Origin of the sequence: Paenibacillus sp. CFBP13512 (genome assembly GCF_005233705.1) — a bacterium.
GTDB classification, from domain to species: domain Bacteria; phylum Bacillota; class Bacilli; order Paenibacillales; family Paenibacillaceae; genus Saccharibacillus; species Saccharibacillus nuruki.
Window position 1 is genome coordinate 23,226 of sequence record NZ_QGAD01000002.1, and the last position, 23,502, is coordinate 46,727.

General features: G+C 39.8%; 17 protein-coding genes. 2 read left to right on the forward strand and 15 right to left on the reverse strand.

Translation table 11 applies throughout. The features are described 5' to 3' along the window. Window positions 1–12: 12 nt before the first annotated feature. From tsaB to thpR, 9 genes are all read right to left on the reverse strand, one after another. Entirely contained in the window at window positions 13–855 is an 843-nt protein-coding gene (tsaB, locus tag PaeCFBP13512_RS02525; protein WP_137220921.1) for a tRNA (adenosine(37)-N6)-threonylcarbamoyltransferase complex dimerization subunit type 1 TsaB, read from the reverse strand. Further along, complete coding sequence (gene tsaE / locus PaeCFBP13512_RS02530; protein WP_137220923.1) at window positions 852–1,349, reverse strand: tRNA (adenosine(37)-N6)-threonylcarbamoyltransferase complex ATPase subunit type 1 TsaE; 498 nt, start codon at window positions 1,347–1,349, stop codon at window positions 852–854. Before tsaE ends, tsaB begins: the two co-directional genes overlap by 4 nt. A 153-nt stretch (window positions 1,350–1,502) precedes the next feature. Further along, entirely contained in the window at window positions 1,503–2,933 is a 1,431-nt protein-coding gene (gene cls / locus PaeCFBP13512_RS02535; RefSeq protein WP_137220925.1) for a cardiolipin synthase, read from the reverse strand. A gap of 180 nt (window positions 2,934–3,113) precedes the next feature. Next, the gene (locus PaeCFBP13512_RS02540) at window positions 3,114–3,893 is read right to left on the reverse strand and encodes an ABC transporter permease (protein WP_137220927.1); all 780 of its coding nucleotides are present in this window, start codon (window positions 3,891–3,893) and stop codon (window positions 3,114–3,116) included. Then, complete coding sequence (locus PaeCFBP13512_RS02545) at window positions 3,893–4,837, reverse strand: ABC transporter ATP-binding protein (RefSeq protein WP_137221425.1); 945 nt, start codon at window positions 4,835–4,837, stop codon at window positions 3,893–3,895. The genes PaeCFBP13512_RS02540 and PaeCFBP13512_RS02545 overlap by 1 nt, the downstream gene beginning before the upstream one ends. 300 nt (window positions 4,838–5,137) lie before the next feature. Continuing rightward, window positions 5,138–9,739, reverse strand: a complete 4,602-nt coding sequence (gene gltB, locus PaeCFBP13512_RS02550) for a glutamate synthase large subunit (RefSeq protein ID WP_137220929.1) — start codon at window positions 9,737–9,739, stop codon at window positions 5,138–5,140. A 584-nt stretch (window positions 9,740–10,323) separates the two neighbouring features. Then, on the reverse strand, window positions 10,324–11,010 hold the full coding sequence (locus tag PaeCFBP13512_RS02555; protein ID WP_069326196.1) for a metal-dependent hydrolase: 687 nt from the start codon (window positions 11,008–11,010) through the stop codon (window positions 10,324–10,326). Window positions 11,011–11,145: 135 nt separating this feature from the next. Then, window positions 11,146–11,994, reverse strand: coding sequence for a cell wall hydrolase (locus PaeCFBP13512_RS02560; RefSeq protein ID WP_137220931.1), 849 nt, complete (start codon window positions 11,992–11,994; stop codon window positions 11,146–11,148). Window positions 11,995–12,270: 276 nt separating this feature from the next. Next, the gene (thpR, locus tag PaeCFBP13512_RS02565; RefSeq protein ID WP_137220933.1) at window positions 12,271–12,843 is read right to left on the reverse strand and encodes an RNA 2',3'-cyclic phosphodiesterase; all 573 of its coding nucleotides are present in this window, start codon (window positions 12,841–12,843) and stop codon (window positions 12,271–12,273) included. A gap of 203 nt (window positions 12,844–13,046) precedes the next feature. Here thpR and PaeCFBP13512_RS02570 point away from each other — a divergent pair, with 203 nt between their 5' ends. Continuing rightward, window positions 13,047–14,000 carry a D-2-hydroxyacid dehydrogenase gene (locus PaeCFBP13512_RS02570; protein WP_069326155.1) on the forward strand — a complete coding sequence of 318 codons (954 nt, stop codon included), beginning with the start codon at window positions 13,047–13,049 and terminating at the stop codon, window positions 13,998–14,000. Between the two features lie 145 nt (window positions 14,001–14,145). Here the strand turns inward: PaeCFBP13512_RS02570 and PaeCFBP13512_RS02575 are convergent, their stop codons facing one another. From PaeCFBP13512_RS02575 to PaeCFBP13512_RS02595, 5 genes are all read right to left on the reverse strand, one after another. Further along, a complete protein-coding gene (locus PaeCFBP13512_RS02575; protein WP_137220935.1) occupies window positions 14,146–15,090 on the reverse strand; it encodes an MsnO8 family LLM class oxidoreductase in 945 nt (314 codons plus the stop codon). 59 nt (window positions 15,091–15,149) lie between these two features. Beyond that, entirely contained in the window at window positions 15,150–16,562 is a 1,413-nt protein-coding gene (locus PaeCFBP13512_RS02580; protein ID WP_137220937.1) for a deoxyguanosinetriphosphate triphosphohydrolase family protein, read from the reverse strand. A 280-nt stretch (window positions 16,563–16,842) separates the two neighbouring features. Further along, window positions 16,843–17,736 (reverse strand): ABC transporter permease, encoded by an 894-nt coding sequence (locus tag PaeCFBP13512_RS02585; RefSeq protein WP_069326158.1) that lies wholly within the window; start codon window positions 17,734–17,736, stop codon window positions 16,843–16,845. Window positions 17,737–17,747: 11 nt separating this feature from the next. Next, window positions 17,748–18,752 (reverse strand): ABC transporter permease, encoded by a 1,005-nt coding sequence (locus PaeCFBP13512_RS02590; RefSeq protein WP_069326159.1) that lies wholly within the window; start codon window positions 18,750–18,752, stop codon window positions 17,748–17,750. Between the two features lie 23 nt (window positions 18,753–18,775). Beyond that, window positions 18,776–20,395 (reverse strand): ABC transporter substrate-binding protein, encoded by a 1,620-nt coding sequence (locus PaeCFBP13512_RS02595; protein WP_069326160.1) that lies wholly within the window; start codon window positions 20,393–20,395, stop codon window positions 18,776–18,778. Between the two features lie 483 nt (window positions 20,396–20,878). Here PaeCFBP13512_RS02595 and PaeCFBP13512_RS02600 point away from each other — a divergent pair, with 483 nt between their 5' ends. Next, the gene (locus tag PaeCFBP13512_RS02600) at window positions 20,879–22,783 is read left to right on the forward strand and encodes a 5'-nucleotidase C-terminal domain-containing protein (RefSeq protein WP_137220939.1); all 1,905 of its coding nucleotides are present in this window, start codon (window positions 20,879–20,881) and stop codon (window positions 22,781–22,783) included. Between the two features lie 358 nt (window positions 22,784–23,141). Here PaeCFBP13512_RS02600 and PaeCFBP13512_RS02605 read toward each other — a convergent pair whose 3' ends face one another. Next, window positions 23,142–23,417 carry a holin gene (locus PaeCFBP13512_RS02605; protein WP_069326162.1) on the reverse strand — a complete coding sequence of 92 codons (276 nt, stop codon included), beginning with the start codon at window positions 23,415–23,417 and terminating at the stop codon, window positions 23,142–23,144. Window positions 23,418–23,502 lie beyond the last annotated feature (85 nt).

The following is a 23,502-nucleotide window of genomic DNA, read 5'->3' on the forward strand; positions in this document are numbered from 1 at the left end:
CACACTTCCTTTCTATTTTGACTGGCGTAGCAAATTCGCTTCTGCTTCTGACAGTTGTGTGTAATTGGGTAGTAAATGATGGGTATCATCATATTTGCCATCTAAAAGTAAATTTGCTCCGACTTCTCCTGCACATCCTGCATCAAGTCCACATGCTAGTATGGTGATCTTCGCTTCAATAACATCCTGTAAACGCTCTGCTCGCTCTTGATGGTTAGCCGTTTCTCCGACGATCAAAATATGATGCGGACGTTCTTGTTCAGACAACCCCTGATACTGAGCAGCAATCTGATCCATCCAATGATCCATAAGCATAATCCGATCTTCTTCGATACGCTTTGGCAAAGTTACTATCTCTGCTGTAGATTCTGTAGACGTAGATTGAATATCAAATAACGAAGTATATACCTGAGCACGGCGACCATCCATCAGTGGAATAATCCATACGGACGGCTGAGAGGATGCTGTTGTTTGAGATAATTCAGATGATTCTATATGGGTAGACAGATACTCACGATATCCACTCCAAGCCAGCGCTGCTAGACTGGAAAAGCCTACGACTGGAATCTGTAATGTCCATGCTAATGTTTTGGCTGTTGTTACCGCAATACGAATACCTGTGTATGAACCAGGACCCACACCTACAGCAATACCTGCTAATTCACTGCGAGATGTATTAGACTGTTCCATCAGCTTCTGGATTCCATTCACCAGACCGACAGAATGATTGCGATCAGCATAACTATTTTCAGCTACAAGTACTTCATTTTCTTGCATAACAGCTACATTTTGAGAAGCTGTAGATGTATCCAAAACCAAAAACCGCTTGCGCGGCTGTTCGTTGATTTCATTCATTGATTGTCACTAACTCCATTCTGTATTAACTCACGACACCACTCTGAATAAGGTTCTCCATAACCTGTACAGACGAACTTGCGTGTGTTGTCTTCATTGACTGTAATCTCGATCCCTAATCGCTGAGCAGGTAATAAGTCAGGAATAATACTCGCCCATTCGACCAATGTAGCACCCTGTCCATAAAAGTATTCATCTAACCCCAGATCAGCCGCTTCATCTTCGCTAATCCGGTATACATCCATATGATAAAAAGGCATATTTCCTTCATATTCCTTAATGATCGTAAATGTTGGGCTATTCACCAATGATGTTACACCTAGATAACGGGCAAATGATTTGGAAAAATGAGTTTTCCCTGCTCCCAAATCTCCGTCTAGTGTAATAATAGTGCCAGGCAATGAACGCTTGGCTAAAAAAGCAGCTAGTTGATCGGTATCTTCCAAGCTTTGACTGGTAAATGTATATGATGTTGCTGGTAATCGTTCAGACATGTGTTCCTCCATATAAAATGACAAGTGATACGATATCTAATAACTATCGTCTGCCAAATCGTTTGATAGAGCGATTATACCATATTCTTGATCCCATTCCTTGTTAAGATGATAGACGATTATAGAAATACGTTCAGCAATCAGTAGGTTATTTTATAGAAGTGGTGATAACATGCGTGATAACGTCTCCATCGTTTTCTGAACACGAGATCGCTTAATAAACTGCTCATAATTCAATAGACGACTATGTCCAAGATCACGTTCAAAGTCCTCCATTAAGCGCTCGATAGTCGACGGTTCTACCAAAACAGCTACCAATTCAAAATTGCTATAAAAGCTACGCATATCCATATTTGCTGTACCTACTGAAGCCAGTAGATCATCGATCACCATCACTTTGGCATGCACAAATCCTTTTTCATATTGATGAATACGCACTCCAGCACGCATCAACTCTTGCATATAAGATAAGGAAGCATAATGAACAACTTGTGAATCGGATATTTTCGGAATAATAATATCGACTTGTACACCACTGACTGCGGCTGTTTTGAGTGCTGTATAGATGCCTGCATCCGGTATAAAATAAGGCGTAGTGATACAAATACGCTGCTTGGCTACAGCAATCGCACTAAAACACAATTCTTGAATCGCATCCCAGTTCCGATCAGGTCCACTCGATACAATCAATGCTCGTTCATTGCCTTCACATTGATGCTTAGGAAAATAGATCGGATCAGTAATCCGTTGCCCTGAAGCAAATTCCCAGTCTTCCAAGAAGACCGTCTGTAGAAAATAAACAATATCACCACGTGTCTCCAGATGAGTGTCCCGCCAATATCCCAGCTTAGGATCATAGCCCAAATAATCATCACCAATATTTAATCCACCCATAAATCCAACTTCACCATCAATCACCAAAATTTTGCGATGATTACGATAATTCACTTCACGTTGAATAAACGAAGTAAATGGAGGTAAAAAGAAGTGGAACTCTATTCCTGCGGCTTTTAGTCGACGGACAAATGCATATTTCAAATGATAACTGCCCAACCCATCGCACAACATTCGTACTTTCACACCGGCTTGTGCTTTGCGAATCAGAACATCAGTGAATTCTTTGCCAATCATATCATCTCTAAAAATATAAAACTGAATATGAATATGGTGTTCTGCTTGCTCTAACGCTCGAAGCATCGCTGCAAATGTCACTTTACCATCTGTCAGTACTTTAACATTGTTACATGCAGTAATCGGATTTTCAGTCAGATGAGAAAGAAGACCGAATAGACGCTCTTCGGTTTGAAAATGGGGATTCCCCATATCTTGTGCTTCACGTATTACATGTGATTGTCTCCATAACCGATGACGAACTTCGCGGAAAATAATGGTTCCTTTTTTACGAATCGTACGACGAATCCGGTAATTACGTGCTACAAAATAATACAAAACAAATCCTAGAAACGGAACACAATATGAAATAAACATCCACGCAACAGCTTTGGATGGGCGACGAAACTCAAGAATCAATATAATTCCTGTCTGACAAATAAAAACAAGGCAAATCAATACAATCCAAATCATACTGTGCTTCCTTTCCTTGAACTTTCAAATCCAATTTGTTCGATAATCCAATCACTTCTTCTATCCATATAACCAACTCATTGTCTGTTGATTCACAAATTGAAATGCAATTATTACCATATAAAAAACGCTACTCTTCAAAAGAAGAATAGCGCCTCTCTAATCATAGCTTGGTCTAACTTAAGCTCGTACATCTCGTTTTACAAAAGAAAACCATGTGATTGCGATAAACACGATCATATAAACGAGCAATACGCCTAAAGAGAACCCTAATGATGTCATTCCGAATGTTCCTGTAGGTGAAGCAAAATACTGAGTTAGATCCAAGTTCGTGGAGAGCAAATATTTAATAAACTCACGATGTTCTTGCTCTAAAAAAAGACGGAAAATGCCATTCAATGTATTGCCCGAAAAATAAAGCAAAATTGAGATCGTAATCGACAATGCAGTTGAACGGAATAAAGAAGATAACATAAAAGCAACAGTGATCAATACTAATGCACGAATGTAATTGTAGACCACAGTAAGCACTAGATCCGGTGTCGATGAAGCTGCTGATAAAATACTATTGCCTGAAACCGGAAATAAGATATAAGCAAAGATTATATTTAAAATAACAAATACGATCGTAGCCGCTAGTGAAAATAAAATCACTGAAATGTATTTGGATAATAAAATTTTCCAACGATCCCACGGACGAATTAAGAGTAGCTTAATCGTTCCTCTTGAAAACTCACTGGATACCGATTCAGAAGCGATAATAAGCGATAACATAATCACAATAAAATATAAGTTAAATGACTGATAAATAACATCAGGTGCTGAAAAAGGAATATCAATCAATTTGAGAAAAATAGGTACGATCGGTGATCCAATAATCATCAAGATTGTCAAAATCCATGTGGACTTTTTAAGTACAATTTTGAGATTTTCGTTATGCACCAGTCTCCAAAAATCCATTATAATTGTCCTCCCCGCGTTAACTCTAAGAATTGATCTTCTAAGCTTCGCTTGATTGGACGAATTGCATATACGGCTATGCCATTGCTTACAAATAACATATTGAATTGAGCGACTTGTTGACGATCTGCTTCAATGGTCCATGTGTTACCTTGCACCTGTCCTACTGAAGTCAATTCAACTGCTCGCTCGGGTTGATCCAATTCGAAGATAACTGTTGTTTTGGCGATCAGATCCGCTTCGGCTTCAGCAGTCGTATGCAGTTCTCGTACATCGATTAATTTTCCGCCATCAATCACTGCAATCGCATCACACATCAATTCCATTTCGGCGAGCAAATGACTGGATACAAAAACAGTAGTCCCCTCTTCACGAGTTAATGCACGCAAATAATCTCGTAGTTCCCGAATACCTTGCGGATCAAGTCCATTGGTAGGTTCATCCAAAATGAGTAGTTTGGGACGATGAAGAAGTGCTTGAGCTACACCAAGGCGTTGACGCATACCCAGTGAATACGTACTTACTTTTTCATGAATACGTCCGGTTAGCCCTACAAATTGTACTACTTCTTCGACTCGCTGAGGATCTACTCCAGGAGACATACGCGCATACTGCATTAGATTTTGTCGCCCTGTCATATACTTATACATTTCTGGGTTTTCGACAATCGCGCCTACTTTGGCGATCGCTTCTTCAAAGTGCGTGCGTATACTTTGACCATCAATCAAAATATCGCCTTCTGTAATACTCATCAAACCAACCATCATTCGAATGGTTGTGGTTTTACCAGCTCCGTTAGGACCCAGAAAACCGAATACTTTTCCAGCTGGAATATCTAAAGTTAAATGATCAATTAATGTTTTGCCACCGATAACTTTGCTTACATTCTGAAATTGAACGACAGGGAGATGATTTGCTCCATGATGTTCATTGGAATCAGGCATTGGATCTTTGGAGATATGTACGGTAGAAGGTACAACCGGATTGGAGTTGGATTCCATATATTTTCCTCCTGCTCTAAGTATGAATCGAAATAGGCACTACTTCTCTAAATCTTTATCCAGTGTATCACAGTTTATGAACAGACATCATATAGGCAAAAAAAGAACCTGCTTACTGAATACTTCCAGTAACTACAGGTTCTTTAATACATGAACTTTAATGTTGAAGCATAAAATGATCTAACTCTTTTCTATTCTAAAAAGTCGAAAAGTGCCAGCAACCATCCTAGTGAAGACAATAGACTATGCACCGGAACGTGCCAGTTCGCGCATATTAGCTTCAAAGGCTGCCAGTAAAGCGGCTTCGCCTGTTAAGCCTGTATCGTGAACTTTTTGAATCTGCTCGGTCATCCGTTTGTAGTCTTTTGGAATAACACGAACAAAGTCTTGAGATTGTTGATTCCAATCCTGCAATACACGTTGCCCTGCTTGACTACCTGTGTACTCTACATGACGTTCGATCAGAGTACGTACTTCTTCTAGTTCCGCTGCATCTTCAATGGATTCGAGTAGAACCATTTCAAGATTACAACGCTCAACGAAGCTACGATCTGGATCAAGCACATAAGCGATACCGCCAGACATCCCTGCTGCAAAGTTACGACCTGTATCTCCAAGAACGATGACACGTCCCCCTGTCATATACTCACAACCATGATCACCCACGCCTTCAACCACAACGTTTGCCCCAGAGTTACGTACAGCGAATCGCTCGCCTGCGATACCATTAATATAGGCTTCGCCGCTTGTAGCGCCATACAGAGCCGTATTTCCGATAATAATGTTGTCTTCTGCTACAAATGTAGCTTTGGCATCTGGACGAACCACTAATTTACCACCAGACAATCCTTTACCTACATAGTCATTACAGTCGCCTTCCACTTTGAGCGTCATTCCTTTAGGAACAAATGCACCAAAGCTTTGACCTGCTGATCCTTTGAAGTTAAATGTAATGGTATCTTCTGGCAGACCTGCTGCGCCATATTTACGTGTAATCTCGCTACCTAGAATCGTACCAGTCGCACGATTTACGTTACAGATGGCAAGATCGGCTTCAATACGAGTTCCATTTTCCAAAGCTGGAGTCGCCAGAGGAACCAATTGTTGCATATCCAATGTCTCTTCCAATTGATGATTCTGTCTTTGAACTCTATAGCGTTCACTGCCTTCTGCAAGCTTAGGCTCGTGAAGCAATACAGACAGATCCAGACCTTTTTTCTTCCAATGCTCTGCGGCATCGACAGCATCCAGACAATCCATACGTCCAACCATTTCTTGTACGGTACGGAATCCAAGCTCTGCCATGATTTCACGGAAATCTTCCGCTACAAATCTCATAAAGTTAACAACATGAGCAGGATCACCTGTAAAGTTTTTACGGAGTTCTGGATTCTGAGTAGCTACACCTACAGGACAAGTATCCATCTGACAGACACGCATCATAATACAGCCTAATGCTACCAATGGAGCTGTAGAGAAACCATATTCTTCTGCGCCCAATAGAGCTGCTACTGCTAGATCGCGTCCACTCAGCATTTTACCATCTGTCTCCAAGACAACACGATCACGAAGATTGTTCATAATCAATGTTTGTTGTGTCTCTGCTAGACCCAATTCCCACGGTAAGCCTGCATGACGAATCGAACCTTGTGGAGACGCACCTGTACCACCATCGTAACCACTTACCAAAATAATATCTGCACGACCTTTAGCAACACCTGCCGCAATCGTACCTACTCCTACTTCAGCAACCAATTTTACATTGATATCTGCGCGTGGATTTGAATTTTTGAGATCATAGATCAGTTCAGCTAGATCTTCAATCGAATAAATATCATGATGCGGTGGTGGTGAAATAAGACCTACACCTGGTGTAGAACCACGAACTTCTGCTACCCAAGGATACACTTTACGTCCTGGTAATTGTCCACCTTCACCCGGTTTAGCACCCTGTGCCATTTTGATCTGAATTTCATCCGCATTGACCAGATAATTTGATGTGACACCAAATCGTCCAGAAGCAACCTGTTTGATAGCACTACGGCGTGAATCTCCATTCGCATCAGGAACAAAGCGAGCAGGATCTTCTCCACCTTCACCGGTATTACTTTTACCACCGATCCGGTTCATTGCGATAGCCAGACTCTCATGCGCTTCTTGACTGATTGAACCGAACGACATTGCGCCTGTTTTGAAGCGTTTGAAGATCGATTCAATCGGCTCTACTTCTTCCAAAGGAATCGGTGCACCATTAGGCTTAAATTTGAGCATAGAACGCAGTGTAAGACGTTCTTCATTCTCACCTTCAACTAAAGCTGCATATTTTTTGTACAATTTATAATCACCAGTACGGACTGCATGTTGTAACAAATGGATCGTTTGCGGGTTGAACAAATGTTTTTCCCCGTCATTACGCCATTGATAGTCACCACCGGAATCCAATACTTTATCGTTACCATCTTTGTCTGTAAATGCACGATAATGCTGAGACAGACTTTCTGCGGCTACTTCTTCCAAACCAATACCGCCAATACGAGAAGCTGTCCATGTAAAGTATTGATCAACGAAATCTTGCTGCAAGCCTACAGCTTCAAAAATCTGTGCACCGCGGTAAGACTGAATTGTTGAGATCCCCATTTTGGACAGAATTTTAGTTACGCCTTTGGTTACACCTTTAACATAGTTTTTCACAGCTTTTTCATGTGAAATACCACGTAGTAACCCTTGCTTGATCATATCTTGCAACGATTCAAATACCAGATACGGATTGACTGCACTGATACCGTAACCTAACAACAATGCAAAATGATGCACATCACGCGGTTCGCCTGATTCAAGCAATAGACTGACTTTGGTTCTTGTTCCTTGACGAATCAAATGGTGATGTAAGCAAGCAACAGCTAGCAACGAAGGAATAGCCGCATTTTCTTTATCCACACCACGATCAGAAAGGATCAAGAAATTATGACCTTTACGAATAACACGATCTGCTGCTGCACATAAGTTATCCAATGCTTTGCGCAATCCTTCTGCACCTTCTGCTGCGGTGTAGAAAATAGGAATGGTCATTGCTTTGAATCCCGGACGACGAACATGACGGATCTTAGCAAAATCTTCATTCGACAATACCGGTGTATTCAGAATAATCTGACGACAACTTTCCGGTTGTGGATCTAGTAAATTGCGTTCAGGTCCTATAGATGTTGCAGTTGACGTTACAATCTCTTCACGAATCGAATCGATAGGAGGATTGGTTACCTGTGCAAACATCTGTTTGAAATAATTGAACAGTCGTTGCGGGCGATCAGACAATACCGCAAGCGGTGCATCATATCCCATCGAGCCAATCGCTTCTGCACCTGTAGATGCCATAGGCTCTAATACTTTGCGCAATTCTTCAAATGTATAACCAAATGACAATTGCAATTGTTCGATATTGCTATGGTCTGGTTGAATCGCTTCTGGCGCATCTGGAATTTCATCCAAATTCATCAAATGCTCTTCTAGCCATTCGCCATACGGTTGTTCTGAAGCAATTTTATCTTTGATTTCTTCATCTGAAATAATACGACCTTCTGCTGTATCGACAAGTAGCATCCGACCTGGACGCAAACGATCTTTGTACAGGATATCTTCTGCCGGAATATCGAGCACACCCACTTCAGACGAAAGAATAATACGATCATCTTTAGTGACATAATAACGTGCTGGACGCAAACCGTTACGGTCAAGTGTTGCTCCGATCTGAATACCATCGGTAAATGCCATTGCAGCAGGTCCATCCCACGGCTCCATCAGACAACTATGATATTCATAAAATGCTTTTTTCTTCGCATCCATACTGTCATGATTGCTCCACGGTTCAGGAACCATCATCATCGCAACATGTGGCAATGAACGTCCATTCAGATACAAAAATTCTAGTGTATTATCAAACATCGCTGTATCGGATCCATCTGGATTGATCACAGGACGAATCTTATCGATATCATCACCAAATACTTCGCTCTCGAACAGAGATTGACGAGCATGCATCCAGTTTACGTTTCCACGCATTGTATTGATCTCACCATTGTGGATCATAAAGCGATAAGGATGGGCACGATCCCAACTCGGGAATGTATTTGTACTGAAACGGGAGTGAACCAATGCCATCACTGATTCGAATTCTTCGTTACGCAAGTCCAAATAAAATTCGCCCACTTGAATCGTTGTCAGCATGCCTTTGTATACGACTTTACGACAAGACAAACTTGGGATATAAAATGTTTCTCCGCCCTGTTCACTAGCAAAACGAATATGACGTTCTGCCAAACGGCGGATCACATATAATTTACGTTCAAAAGATAATTCATCTTGAGCTTGTAACTCTGAGCTTCTTCCAATAAAAAATTGGCGAACGACTGGCTTCGCATCTTTAGCGGATTTGCCAAGTGTACTGTCATCTGTTGGTACTGTACGTACCCCTAGAAGAACCTGTCCTTCTTGAGCAATAATATCTTTCAACAGGTCTTCATGGCGGTTACGTAGTTCTTCATCACGGGAGAGGAACACCATCGCTACACCATACTGACCTTTTTCTGGCAATTCAAAATTAAGTGCTTTGGCTTCTTTAACAAAAAAGCGATGAGGAATCTGTACCATAATACCGGCTCCGTCACCGGAATTCGGCTCGCTACCTTGACCACCGCGATGCTCCATATTTTCAAGCATCGTCAGCGCCTGGCTAACGATCTGGTGACTAGGTGTTCCTTTGATGTGTGCAGTAAAACCCATACCGCAAGCATCTTTTTCAAATTGAGGATCATAAAGCCCCTGTTTTGGAGGCAAACCTGTAATGTTCATAATACGCAACCTTTCTATTATGAAATAAGATGTCAAGAGAACAGCCAGTGGACGGCACTACGAGGACGACATTGAAGATCGCAAGCTCAAAGACAGGGTATACAAAACAGGCTGCTCTTCCAATCATCACGACCTGTATACGTACATTTACGATACAGATGGTTGGAAGCAGCCTATCTGAATATGATATTAGAAATGAATAGTAGTAGTATAATTATCCGAATCTCTACTAAGAGAGATTATACATAGCACAAGTGTTTATGCTCTTACCCTGGATTAGTTATCTCATTTTAACACTGACCTGACATCGTGGCAATTCAAAATTTTTATAGTTCTGATAAAATATTATTTTGCGTCAAAGCATTAGTGCAATAACGTATCGTATAAGCTACTTAATAATATAGTGTATTATTATACATTAAAATTAATATTTAATATATATGTAGATTCATTATTTTATTCTTTTTGATAAAAAATAAAGCCTACCCTTTTATAGTAAAGGTAGGCTTTCGATTTGGATACGGGTTTATACTATTTATCTAAAGATTCATTCTTTTATTACAAAGTTAACATGTAGACGTTACTTAAATCTCTACACTTTCACCAATCTCTAGTGGTAGTCCTTTGATATTATCCCGTTGCAACTCTGTTGCAAAGGCATGAGCATCCTGCTCAATCGGCGGGAATGTATTGTAGTGGATCGGAATCACTTGATTCGCTTTGATCCATTTAGCAGCAAGAAGGGCATCTTCAGGTCCCATCGTAAAGAAATCTCCGATTGGCAATGCAGCCACATCAATATGATTCAATTCGCCGATTAACTTCATATCTCCGAATAGCGCTGTATCTCCTGCATGGTACAACGTCTTGTCACCCATTGTTAACAAAATACCGGCAGGCTCTCCAAGATAAATATTTTGACCGCCTTCTTCAATCGAGGAAGAATGGAATGCCAACGTGTACTTCACTTTGAACCCATCGAATTGTTTGCTACCCCCAAGGTTCATTCCTACTGTATGTTCAACACCTTTGCTTGCTGTGTATTGAGCCAATTCTACGACTGCAATCACAGGGCAATTGTTGTTATTAGCGATTTCTACTGTATCTCCAAAATGATCACCATGACCATGAGTCAAAATAATCGCATCCACTTTAATATCTTTTGGAGAAACATTTACATGCGGATTACCTGAAAGAAAAGGGTCAATAATAACTGTTTTCCCATCGTGTTCAACCAGTAAACAAGACTGACCGTAATATGTGATTTTCATAAATAAATGCACCTCCGAAATAGATTCATATGCTTCAGAATTGATCTTATCATTCTCATACATGAAAGTATAATTCCTCTACTTCTTATAAACTAGAAAAGAGCAAAATAAAACAAACCAGCACATTTCGTGGTTTTATTTAAAAAAAGTATGATGCCCTATTTGCACCACTTTGGTACGTGTACGTTCAATCGTATCGTCAGTTGCTAGAGATAAAGATACAAAATAATACGTATCATCAGGCACTTGTTTATGACCGGATAGAGCTTCACTTACTGCTTTAACAGAGTCAGCATTAGGCTGAACACGATCAAATCTACCGTTGTTTACAGGCGAAAACTGGTATCTTTGATAAATAACATCTTTGATAGTTTTGGGAAAATTAGCTGACCGTAGCCGATTCAAGACAACGTTGGCAACTGCCACTTTGCCTTCGTACGGTTCGCCTTCAGCTTCTGCCATAACAATACGTTCTAACAGTAGCCGATCTTTACTAGACAGCGCGTAGGTCCAGGTTGCTTCGGATTTCTCCTTCTGGTTAAGTAGCTCGGTCCGAGTAAAGTATAAGTGGGTTGGAGTTGAATGATTAATAGACGAACTTGCCGTTACAATGCCTGACGATGCTTTCGCTTTGGCTGAACGTGCGTTCGCTGCTTTAATTTTTGCATGGGCTGTTTTTATTTTGGCTTGCTCTGCTACTTTTTTAGCTTTTGTCACTTTTGCTTGAGCGGCCACAGTTTCTGCTTTGACTTGTTTAACGACTTTTTTGGTATGGGTATTATTCCAGGTGACAAAATTTATATTTGTCCTTGCTTCTAGTGTAGATGCAGAAGCTACTACAGGCTTAGTTCCCCACATAGGCAACTCGGTAAATGTTTCTTCTTGGGTGGTACGGTTATCCATCCAGAAAGGCATAGACATTACAAATATAAAAAGCACGCCTAGCAACGGCGTAATCCACTGATTGCGTTTAATAAACTCCATTTTTTTCCTCCAATATTGTTAGCTTACTCCATCCTCTATGTAACCTATCCGATTTCATTTGAATACACCAACGATCAAATTTTGAATCATTTTGTCATTTTATGATTCACTCGAATATTCGATTACAAGTCGAAGTGACTAACCTAATTTTGAATTTTCAGCTCTATGAAAATTCGATTTCCATCCCGCCTTCAACTACAAAATTGCAGCAGAACGTATAGTAGTATAGTTACTTATCTTTTGTCAAATTGACAAATAAGCAATATTAGGTATAGGTTACTTGGTCAACAACGGAAATGTTGCTAAATTTTCATAAGTCGGTTGAGATCCTACTCGTATTTTGCACAATACAATCTCTGTAACTTGCCATGAAAGTGACGGCAATTCAAAAGAATGTTCCAGTTCTAAAAAAGGAATCTCACCTTTGTACTTACGAGCGATTGTAATATGCGGACGATACGGACGATCTTCCGGGGAATACCCTAATGCTGTACAAGTATGCCCAATTTCACTTTGTAGATGATTCAAAGATTGAAGATCACCTTCAGGCTCTACCCACCATACTTTAGGCGCTTCGATCAGACCGAATGTATCTAATGATCCTAACTGCAAAGCAAAGGAATGATTTTGCTTGGCGACCTGATAAAGTGCATGCTTTATTGTTTCTATTTCTTCTACCCACACATCACCTAAAAACTGAATCGTGATATGTAAGTCTTGTGGATGTGTCCATTTACGAAAATGATATGTCTCACGTATAGAAGCACTCCAATGACTTAACGATTTTGATGCTTCTTGACCTACTCGCAAAGCAACAAAAATACGTTCTTGTCCTAATTGTGTACCCATGATTCATATCACCTCCTTGATTCAAATCTTCTTATTAACGAACACACGTTCTATCATTACTTCCACCTAGTATACACCAATTGCTCCAAATCTGCAAAACACTACAGTAATGCGTAGTTTCTGATTTGGTGTGCGGGTTATTATTTGATATGATTTAAAAAGGTCATAGATCGATCAGCTTGATCACTCAGGGAGGGAATACGATGTCTACTATTCTATTTCTACAAGAACTAGATGAAGCTCAACAACAACAGATTCAATCCACAGCACCCCAATACCAATTAAAAGCAGTTCCTGCTAAACAAGCCGATGCCTCGCTTTTTAAAGATGCAGAAATTATTGTAGGATGGTCTAAAAAGTTAGCCGATTATATTCTAGCGGAGGACTGTCCGGTTAAATGGATTCAAACATGGTCAGCCGGTGTAGATAATATGCCTTTAGAAAAATTGCATCATAAACAAGTGCAGTTGACCAGTGCGAATGGTGTACATACCGTTCCTATCTCCGAACAGATTTTTGGATATATGCTTGCATTTTCTCGTAACTTTCATCAAGCTATTCGTCAGCAAAGTAAACAGACTTGGGATACCAGTGGAACATTTACTGAACTCAAAGGAAAGTCGATCGCTATTGTAGGTGTTGGTAATATCGGACAAGAAACAGCTCGACTTGCTCAAGCATTCGGTATGCATACAATCGGTGTTCGGCGTTCTGGTGAAGCAACAGAATATATTGAACAGATGTATACAATGGATAAATTAGATACAGCTCTCGCTGAAGCTGATTATGTGGTGAATATTTTGCCACTGACCGATGAGACGCAGCAATTGTTCAATCAAGAACGTTTTGCAGCGATGAAGAAAAATGCTATTTTTATTAATGTCGGGCGTGGTTCTACAGTGGACACCGATGCATTGGTTCATGCTTTGGAAGAAAAAGTGATTGCAGGCGCTGGACTTGATGTGTTCGATCCAGAACCTTTGCCTGAAGATCATGTGTTATGGAATATGGAACAAGTCATTATTACTCCTCATATTGCTGGCAGTAATGAGCATTATACAGAACGTGTTTTAGACATCTTTTTAACCAATTTAAAATCATATCAAGAAAATCAGACTCTTCCTGTTAATCTGGTTGATTATGGTAAAAAGTATTAAATAAAATAGCAAAAAGACTCGTTCCTCAGTAAAGGGCGAGTCTTTTTGTTGTGTAAAAAAGTATCATTTATTCAACGGTTCGATTATTTATTCAATTGATCGCATCACATTGTTCCCTATGATAATTTCCAGTTTTAGTAGTTTATTATGCTAAAAATGAAGATACCGATTGATTCGCTTCAGCGATTTTTTGATATACGCCGATACGTTCATCATACGTCTGTAATGGACAAATCACTAATAGTTCATCCGCCTTATATTCCGTCTGTAATTGTTGAAGTTGCTGAATAATATTTTCGGTGCTCGCTACAATAGGAGATGGGGATTCTTCGGTACTTCCTCCCTGTGCTTGCGAATTACTTTTCCAGTTTTCATATAATTGCTCTGCTTCTGTTTGCGTATCTGCGCAAATAATAGATACTGCCATCATGACTTTAGGATGAGATTGCAATGAGGTAGATTGATATTGATCAAGATAATGTTGTATCGCTTTTTGACCATCATTATCACTCATAAAATATCCAAAAACATATCCTGTTCCATATTCAGCAGCCAAACCTGCACTTTTAATATTCGTGCCCAGTAACCAACATTCTGGCTCTTGCGCAGGAATCGGTCTTGCCTGAACTTGTCCGCCTTCAATCTCATAGTTATTTTGCAATAATTGAGTAAGGTCTTGCATTAATGAAGTCATCTGGGAAACATGCGCTAAATAATTACCACTTAGCGCAATCGATGCATGGGCTGATCCTCCCGGTGCACGTCCAATACCCAGATCGATTCTTCCCGGATAAAGCGCAGATAACATCCGAAACGTTTCTGCGATTTTGAGTGCACTGTAATGAGGTAATAATACACCTCCAGAACCCAGACGTATTGTAGACGTATGTGCTCCTATATAAGTGATCATAATTTCAGGTGCTGTACAAGCAAGTCCAGCCATATCATGATGCTCAGATAACCAGAATCGCTCATAACCTTGTTCTTCTGCCATTTGTGCTAATCGTACAGATTGTTGTAAAGCTTCTTCAACCGATACGCCTTCTAATACAGGTGACATATCTAGAATACCAAGGGATATTGCTTTCATGGTCTCACCTCTTCTATGATGTTTCTTCTATATATATGCTTCGGTAGACAGAATACGATTTAATCAAGATCGTATATCGAACCCACTTTGAGCCCATACAATTCATTATAAATTTTCTCAGCAAAAGCATCAGTCATTCCCGCAATATAATCAATGACCATTCGTTCCCATGTCCATACCGGGTTAGGACTTAATTGATCACGTTCAAATCGTTGTAACCAATCGGAAGGAATAATCGAAACGGACGATTCTTGATCCAGAAAAGCATCCCACAAGCGGCGAATAATCCATTCACTGCGTTTTTGCAATCGTTGTACCCGTAGATCACGAATCATTGTCACCCATGCAAAACTTTTGAGTACACTCACAGTTCGTAACAGATCTTCATCTTCTGATTGATCGTTGATAAAAGTTACCTTTTTCCAATCTCCATCATCAATTACACCTAGATGACTGACAAAATGACTGACCCAGTACGCCTTCACTTCACGACGAGTACGAGAAAAATCATGATCACAGACAGGCAGTTTTTCACGCCAAATACGCAAATAAGCTGTAAGCACTTCATCCACTTTAGCCGCTATACTTTCACGGCTCCATCCTAACCAGAAGCGATCTTCAAGTGTCATAATTTTTTCAATAATTAATTTATGTGTATACGGATCATGCATAAAATGTTCATGTACTTCAATCTTGCCTGCTTTGATCCCATCTTCTAGATCATGAGCAGAATAAGCAATATCATCACACAAATCCATCAATTGCGCTTCCAGTGTAATTTTGCGATCAGGAATTTGCCATTGTTGACGAATCTCATTTATATATTGCCATTCCCGATGATACAGCCCTTTCTTGTTAACAATACCGGTATACGGATATTTATTAATTCCAAGTAGTACTGCATCACACAGATTAAGCCCATCTAAGTTTTCACGCTTTTCCAAAAACATAATCAAACGAAAATTATGTGCATTGCCTTCAAAATGTTCATATTTCTCTCGCATTTGCTGACGCACCGCTTCACGTTCAGCAGGCGTTACTTTTTTGCCTTTCAACGCTTTTTGCGTTTTCTCTGTAATTAAATTTTCTAAAATGCTTTCCAGTACTTCTTCTCCTTTATGCCCAAACGGAGGATGTCCAAAATCATGAGCGATCGAAGCGCATTCGACCACTTCAGGATGAATAATCAGACCTGGATTACTGGCAGCCGATTCATCAATTTCAGGATAACGACTAAGCAGACTTTTGGCGGCTTGTCTTGCAATCTGCGCTACTTCCAAAGAATGCGTTAATCGTGTACGGTAATAATCACCGGTACCTGCTCCAAACACCTGTGATTTTCCTTGTAAACGGCGAAAAGTAGGTGAATGGATAAGACGTGAATAATCACGTTCGTATGCTTCTCTGGAAGCTTCATGTTTGTCTTCTGTGTATTGACGGTGTTCACGCATCGATTTCAAATTATTTTCCATATGGTTTCTCCTATATCTCTATATCGATTGTCTATACATGGTTGGAGTGATTATACACATTTTTGCTCACTTATCAAAGTAAAGCACGGTTGCGAATCCATGTCTATCTAGATCGTAAACTATTTATACCCATTTTACACTGAAAAATATACGATACAAAATGACAGTATATTATAGAAGAAAAAATTTAGCACTTCTCTATTTATAATCAAAAAAGAAGATACACGAGCCTACAAACGGTTCGTATATCTTCTTTTCCTTTTATACAGTTAGCTCAAGATTAACGCTTCATTCGTGGATCAAATGTATCCCGTAATCCATCGCCCATAAGATTGAATCCAAGAGAAGTCAGCAAAATCGATACCCCTGGAAAAATAACAGTCCACGGAGCCGTCTGAATAAACTGACGTGAATCGGATAGCATTTTGCCCCATTCGGGTTCAGGGGGTTGCGCACCCATTCCTAGAAAGCCTAATCCTGCGGCTTCTATAATCGCTGTCGCTACACCTAGAGTACCTTGTACAATAATCGGTGTTAGACTGTTCGGCAAAATATGTCTAAACAAAATCCGTGCATCTCGAACACCTGTCGCTCGAGCCGCTGTAATAAATTCTTCTTGCCGTAATGAAAGCACACGCGATCGTACCAACCGACCATAAGTCGGAATATTGACGATAGCGATCGCATAAAGCGCATTTTGCAAAGAAGGTCCTAATATAGCTACAATCGCAATAGCTAACAAAATAGCTGGAAAAGCGAGCAAGATATCGAACACACGCGAGATGATCATATCTACCCAGCGACCATAAAATCCAGCCAGTATTCCTAAAAAAGTACCGATAATAATAGAACCGATCACCGATACAAAACCAACCCATAATGAAATACGTGCTCCATACAGTGTACGGGTCAAAATATCTCTGCCTAAATCGTCTGTGCCAAACCAGTGTGTAGCGGATGGAGCTTGCAGACGTTCAGACAATACCTGTGCTTTATAATCGTAAGGCGAAATAAGCGGCGCAAGTAAAGCCAGTATAATAAAGAACACTACAATTGCGAATCCGACCACGGCTGTTTTGTTACGCATAAATGAACGTATACCATCACGCCAGGGACCAGACTTTACTTCTTTGACGTTGCCACCTGATCCGGTATTCAGGGATGCTTGTGTCATCTAATCACCTCTTACTTGTACTGGATACGTGGATCAAATAAGGCATACAGCAGATCCACCAGCAGATTAATAACAACAAAAATGATAGCAATAATTAAAATGCCTGATTGGATTACCGGATAATCACGATTGCTAATTGCTTCATAAATATATCTGCCTACGCCTGGCCAAGCGAAAATCGTCTCGGTCAATACGGCTCCACCCAGAAGTGCTCCTGTCTGAAGACCGATAACGGTCAGGACTGGAATAAACGCATTTTTCAACCCATGTCGATAAACGACATAAAATTGAGATAATCCTTTGGCTTTGGCAGTACGAATATAATCAGACTGCATTACTTCTAACATACTGGAACGTGTCATCCGTGCAATCACTGCCATCGGAATCGTTCCGAGTGCTATTGAAGGTAAAACAAGATGCTTAATGACTGTCCATAACTGCGAAGTCTGCCCTGAAATAATAGCGTCAATCACATAGAATCCTGTCACAGCTTCTAACGGTTCGCGTACATTGAGCCGCCCAATAGAAGGTAACCAATGCAGTTTATTTGCAAAAATCCATTGCTCCATTAAGCCTAGCCAGAAAATCGGCATCGATACACCTACAAGAGCAATAATCATACAAATATAATCGAACCATGAATTATGTCTCCAAGCACTGACAATTCCTGCATTTACCCCGATAACGATAGCAAATAACATACTAGCTACTGTTAATTCCATCGTTGCCGCTAGGTAAGGACCTATTTCTTGCGAAATAGGCTCCTTCGTGCGGATCGAACTTCCTAGATCACCTGTCAGTAAATCACCCAAATAAGCGAAATACTGTTCTAACCACGGACGATCTAATCCTAACTGTTCACGCAAAGCTTGCTTAGATTGCTCTGTCGCTTTTTCACCTAGAATTGTATCTGCTGGATCACCTGGAATCGCATGGATAATCGAAAATACAATAATAGTCATTCCTAACAATACTGGAATCAGTACAATCAGACGCTTCAAAATGTAAGAACCCATGTCGTTGATCACCTACCATGCTTTTATTGTTCGATATACACATTGGTGTATGCTTCTGAGCCGGTTGGTGAAGGTACATAACCTTTCAATTCAGCCTTAGCTGCGAGTAGCGGTGTAGAATGTACCAACGGAACCCATGGTGCATCTTTTTTCACAATGACTTGAGCTTGTTCATACAACTTACTACGCTCAGCTTGATCGGTCTCTTGTTGAGCTTTAACGACCAAGTCATGGAATTCTTTACTATCATATTGACTGTAGTTGTTACCACCAATAGAATCTTTATCAAGTAATGGATAGAAGAAATTATCAGGGTCACCGTTATCACCTGTCCAACCAATAATAAATAGATCGTCTTTAGTACCATTTTTCAAATCTTCCAGATACGTTGCCCATTCTGGAGATTCAATTTTCACTTTGACACCAATTTGTTCAAAGCTTGCTTGAATGACTTCTGCTACTTTACGTCCATCTGGCATATACGGACGTGGTACAGGCATTGCATAAAACGTTAATTCTTGCTCAATTCCATTCGGGTAGCCTGCATCAGCTAGCAATTGCTTCGCTTTGGCTAAATCATATGGATAATCTTCTACTGATTTGTTGTATCCCCATAATGTAGGTGGGATTGGATTGACAGCTGGTTCTGCTTGTCCTGCGAAGAACGCATCAATTAGACCTTGTTTATCAACAGCATGATTTAGTGCTACACGCACTTTAGGATCATCAAATGGTTTTTTGGTTGTATTAAAACCGAGATAAGCAACATTGAATGGTGGACGATTGATTTTTTGAAGAGCTGGATTGGCTTCCAAGCTTGCCAGATCATCTGGACTTAAATCTTCCATCATATCAATTTCGCCGTTTTGAAGGGCATTGTAACGAGCAGTGTTATCGGGAATAGAGCGGATAATGACTTGATCCATTTTTGGCAATCCTTCTTGCCAGTAGTTAGGATTTTTGTCGAGTGTGATTGAATCGCTACGTTTCCATTCTTTAAATACAAATGGGCCTGTACCGACTGGATTAGATTTGAAGTTTTCTTTTTCATCTTCAATCGCTTTAGGACTTGCAATCCCAAAACAAGTCATCGCTAGATTTTGGAGAAATGGAGCTTGAGGTTTGTTTAATTTGAACACAACCGTTGTTGGATCAGTTGCGGTTACGCTTGCAATAACGCGCTCTTCTTCCGGTCCAAACATGGAATCATAATAATCGAAGGAATCGCCTTCGAATTTATATTTACTTTTGGTGTCACTCCAACGTTCGAAGTTAAACACAACAGCATCTGCATTAAAATCAGTACCGTCATGGAATTTGACACCTTCACGCAATTTAAAAGTATACGTTAAAGCATCTTCTGAAATCGTCCAACTTTCTGCGAGAGATGGCATAACTTCAGTTGTTCCTTCTTTGTAATCTAATAGTGTATCAAATACCTGTTGTGCAATCTTAAGTGATTCGCCATCAGTAACAATGGCTGGATCGAGTGCGGCTGAATCTCCACCACGACCTACAATTAATGTTCCGCCTCCTGTAGCAGCGGTTTCTTCTGTTCCATTTGCTTCTGGTGCTGTTGTAGCTGATTTGTTTCCGGTACAACCTGCCAATAATAAAACAGACGTAAGCATCAACGTAAACATTAACAATAATCCCTTTTTCACAAGCAACAAACTCCCTTCTGAATTGGAAAATCATGGATACGTACTCAATCCTTTTTATCCAACATATTCTCTTGTATATGTATTTTGAGAATGATGGCTAAAATTGGAATTGACCACAGGTTGAACTTAATTTACATCATTGTTACTTGTTTGGCAATGTTTTTTCACATAAAACGTTTATTTGTTACAAAAGGCTACATCATACGACAGTAATATCGATTTATTGCGGTTTTATTATATGAATGTTTCTTTTATTTGAGTTCTATTTTCTTTTGTTCTCGCAATATACTTTGATTTTAAATTTCTAATTTCCTTTGCTGTGACTACTTTTATATACATAATGTCATATTAACTGACTTTTATTATATTTTTTACAAATAGTTTATGGAAACCTAGTGACACTGTTAACAATTAGCTGATAGAATAAGTAGAATACAATCAAAAGGGAGGCATATTATTCATATGTTAAAAAAGAAAACGGTTTTATCAATAGCTGCGTCAGCATTGCTGACTTTAAGCTTTTCAAGCATCATGTCTGCAGCTGTACCTTCATCACTTACGGTAGAAGGTATTAATCAACAGGTACAGCAAGATGCTGGTACTGGGAAGCATATCACTCTCTTACATACGAATGATGTTCATGCTCATGCTACAGAGGCTACTCCTTATATGGGATACGCCAAACTTTCAGGAATTGCTAATCTATATCGCGAAGCGAATCCGAATACGTTGTTGTTAGATGACGGAGATCAGATTCATGGTACTTCTTTTGCAACACTGGTTAAAGGTGAAAGCGTTATTCAAACGATGAACCTTATGGGTTATGCTGCAATGGAGCCGGGTAATCATGAATTTGATTATGGTTATGATCGTTTGCTAGAACTTTCCAAAATGGCGAACTTCCCTATCATTTCTTCTAACATTGTTGAAAAAGATGGAACTTCTCCATTCGAACCTTATATTATCCGTGAATTGGACGGAGTCAAAATTGGTATTTTCGGATTAGAAACGCCTGAAACAGCTTACAAAACAAATCCTAAAAATGTAACGGATGTTGAATTTACTGATCCTGCGGTAGCTGCTAAAAAAATGGTAGCCGAACTACAAGGTAAAGTGGATGTGATTGTGGCTTTGGGACATTTAGGTATGGACCAATCCAGTACAGACACAAGCTTGAAAGTAGTTAAAGAAGTGCCAGGTATTGATGTATTTATCGATGGCCATAGCCATACTTTGCTTGAAAATGGTCAAACCGAAAATGGAACACTGATCGCAAGTACAGGCGAATACGGTGAACATATGGGTGTTATCGATCTATGGGTAGATGGTGGTAAAGTCACGAAGAAACAAGCTTATGTATTAGACGAAAAAGCAGCAGCAAATGTTACTCCAGATCCTAAAGTAGCAGCACTTGTAAGTTCTATTCAAGAATCACAAAAGTCGATCCTTGAAGAAACGGTTGCTGAATCTTCTGTCAAATTAGACGGTGAGCGTACTCAAGTTCGTGCAGGTGAAACAAATCTTGGTGATCTGTTAACAGATGCTATGCGCAAAACAGCGGGTACAGATGTAGCGATTACTAACGGTGGTGGTATCCGTGCTTCAATCGCAGCCGGTAAAGTGACCAAAGGTGATGTGATCACTGTTCTTCCTTTTGGTAATCTAATCGTTTCGATCAATGTAACCGGTGCTGAACTATTAGCAGCACTGAATAACGGTGCTAGCGATTTTCCGAACGAAAAAGGCGCATTTACTCAAGTCTCAGGTATGACTTACAAAATTGATACAGCGAAAGAAAAAGGCGATCGTGTCCACTCTGTCACTGTAGCTGGTAAACCACTTGATTTGAAAGCTACGTATAGTCTAGCAACCAACGACTTTATGGCTGTAGGCGGAGACGAATACACGATGTTCAAAGGAAAAGCACAAACAGGTATTTATGGTTCATTAGACGAAGCATTGATCGAATATATGCAGTCTTTAGGCAAAGTCAATATCAAAACAGATGGACGAATTAGCGAAGCAACAATGCCTGCTAAAGATGCAGCTACTAAGCCAGCAACTCCAGCGAAGCCAGTTCCTGCTAAACCATCTACAACCAAGCCAGCAACTCCGGCCAAACCAGTTCCTGCTAAGCCATCTACAACTAAACCAGCAACGCCTGTAAAACCAGTTCCTACCAAACCGGTTCCAGCAGCTAGCGATGTTTATGTTGTTAAAGCGGGAGATACATTGTATTCAATCGCTGTAGATCATGGTACAACTTGGAAAGTTTTACGTGATCTTAACGACCTTACAAATGCACACTGGATTTATCCAGGTCAAAAACTTCAATTACCTGCTATGACTGCAACAGCTGCATCTTAAGCTAACCTTTTCATAAAGATGCTATAAGAGTCATCGGATATATGTAAATAAAGAAGTTATTCCATCATGCAATTTGGTAGCTTTCAACGTAAATGTGGTAACTTTCAAATTGAAAAGGATCTGGATTATTCCAGATCCTTTTTTTGTTATCCATTTAGAAAAATAAAAGATAGTATGAATAGCAGCAATATTCAACAATGAGTCAAATAGCTTCCATCGTTTCATTCTCTTATAGATCTAGACATGCTTTTTATATCGTAAACTAGATAGTAGTACTCACTTACCAATATAGTGATATACCAAGGATCTTTTTATTGTATATACATTTTAAAAATCATAGGATCTGTACCTTACACTATTAGATGCTTTTACTGGTTCCTACTTTCGGATTAAAAGCTAATTCAAATAATCCAGTTGCAGATAAACCAGCAAGTCCACCTGCCCATAGACGAGGAACTAATCCCAATTCTGTAAACGGATACGCCGCCGCGCCAATACCTACACCGATCACAATGCCAATCACTGGAATTAGATTTTTAGGAATAGCTACTGCTGTTTTGAGTGCTTGTACAAGTGCCAAGATGATCAGAGATAAAGTAGATGCAAAGGCTAAAACAATATTTAATTCTTCCATCGTTATTCTCCTTTCTATTTCCCAAAAAGTTTATTAATATCATTTTTATTTTGTTTATTTGTTTATAGCTATTCATGAATAGAAA

Bases quoted from the DNA above. Each gene is read 5' to 3' on its own strand.
- PaeCFBP13512_RS02590 (WP_069326159.1), bottom strand. From the start codon at position 18,752: ATGGGTTCTTACATTTTGAAGCGTCTGATTGTACTGATTCCAGTATTG.
- tsaB (WP_137220921.1), bottom strand. From the start codon at position 855: ATGAATGAAATCAACGAACAGCCGCGCAAGCGGTTTTTGGTTTTGGAT.
- PaeCFBP13512_RS02600 (WP_137220939.1), top strand. From the start codon at position 20,879: ATGTTAAAAAAGAAAACGGTTTTATCAATAGCTGCGTCAGCATTGCTG.
- PaeCFBP13512_RS02575 (WP_137220935.1), bottom strand. From the start codon at position 15,090: ATGAAAGCAATATCCCTTGGTATTCTAGATATGTCACCTGTATTAGAA.
- PaeCFBP13512_RS02560 (WP_137220931.1), bottom strand. From the start codon at position 11,994: ATGGAGTTTATTAAACGCAATCAGTGGATTACGCCGTTGCTAGGCGTG.
- PaeCFBP13512_RS02580 (WP_137220937.1), bottom strand. From the start codon at position 16,562: ATGGAAAATAATTTGAAATCGATGCGTGAACACCGTCAATACACAGAA.
- PaeCFBP13512_RS02540 (WP_137220927.1), bottom strand. From the start codon at position 3,893: ATGGATTTTTGGAGACTGGTGCATAACGAAAATCTCAAAATTGTACTT.
- tsaE (WP_137220923.1), bottom strand. From the start codon at position 1,349: ATGTCTGAACGATTACCAGCAACATCATATACATTTACCAGTCAAAGC.
- thpR (WP_137220933.1), bottom strand. From the start codon at position 12,843: ATGGGTACACAATTAGGACAAGAACGTATTTTTGTTGCTTTGCGAGTA.
- gltB (WP_137220929.1), bottom strand. From the start codon at position 9,739: ATGAACATTACAGGTTTGCCTCCAAAACAGGGGCTTTATGATCCTCAA.
- PaeCFBP13512_RS02545 (WP_137221425.1), bottom strand. From the start codon at position 4,837: ATGCCTGATTCCAATGAACATCATGGAGCAAATCATCTCCCTGTCGTT.
- cls (WP_137220925.1), bottom strand. From the start codon at position 2,933: ATGATTTGGATTGTATTGATTTGCCTTGTTTTTATTTGTCAGACAGGA.
- PaeCFBP13512_RS02595 (WP_069326160.1), bottom strand. From the start codon at position 20,395: ATGTTTACGTTGATGCTTACGTCTGTTTTATTATTGGCAGGTTGTACC.
- PaeCFBP13512_RS02555 (WP_069326196.1), bottom strand. From the start codon at position 11,010: ATGAAAATCACATATTACGGTCAGTCTTGTTTACTGGTTGAACACGAT.
- PaeCFBP13512_RS02585 (WP_069326158.1), bottom strand. From the start codon at position 17,736: ATGACACAAGCATCCCTGAATACCGGATCAGGTGGCAACGTCAAAGAA.
- PaeCFBP13512_RS02570 (WP_069326155.1), top strand. From the start codon at position 13,047: ATGTCTACTATTCTATTTCTACAAGAACTAGATGAAGCTCAACAACAA.
- PaeCFBP13512_RS02605 (WP_069326162.1), bottom strand. From the start codon at position 23,417: ATGGAAGAATTAAATATTGTTTTAGCCTTTGCATCTACTTTATCTCTG.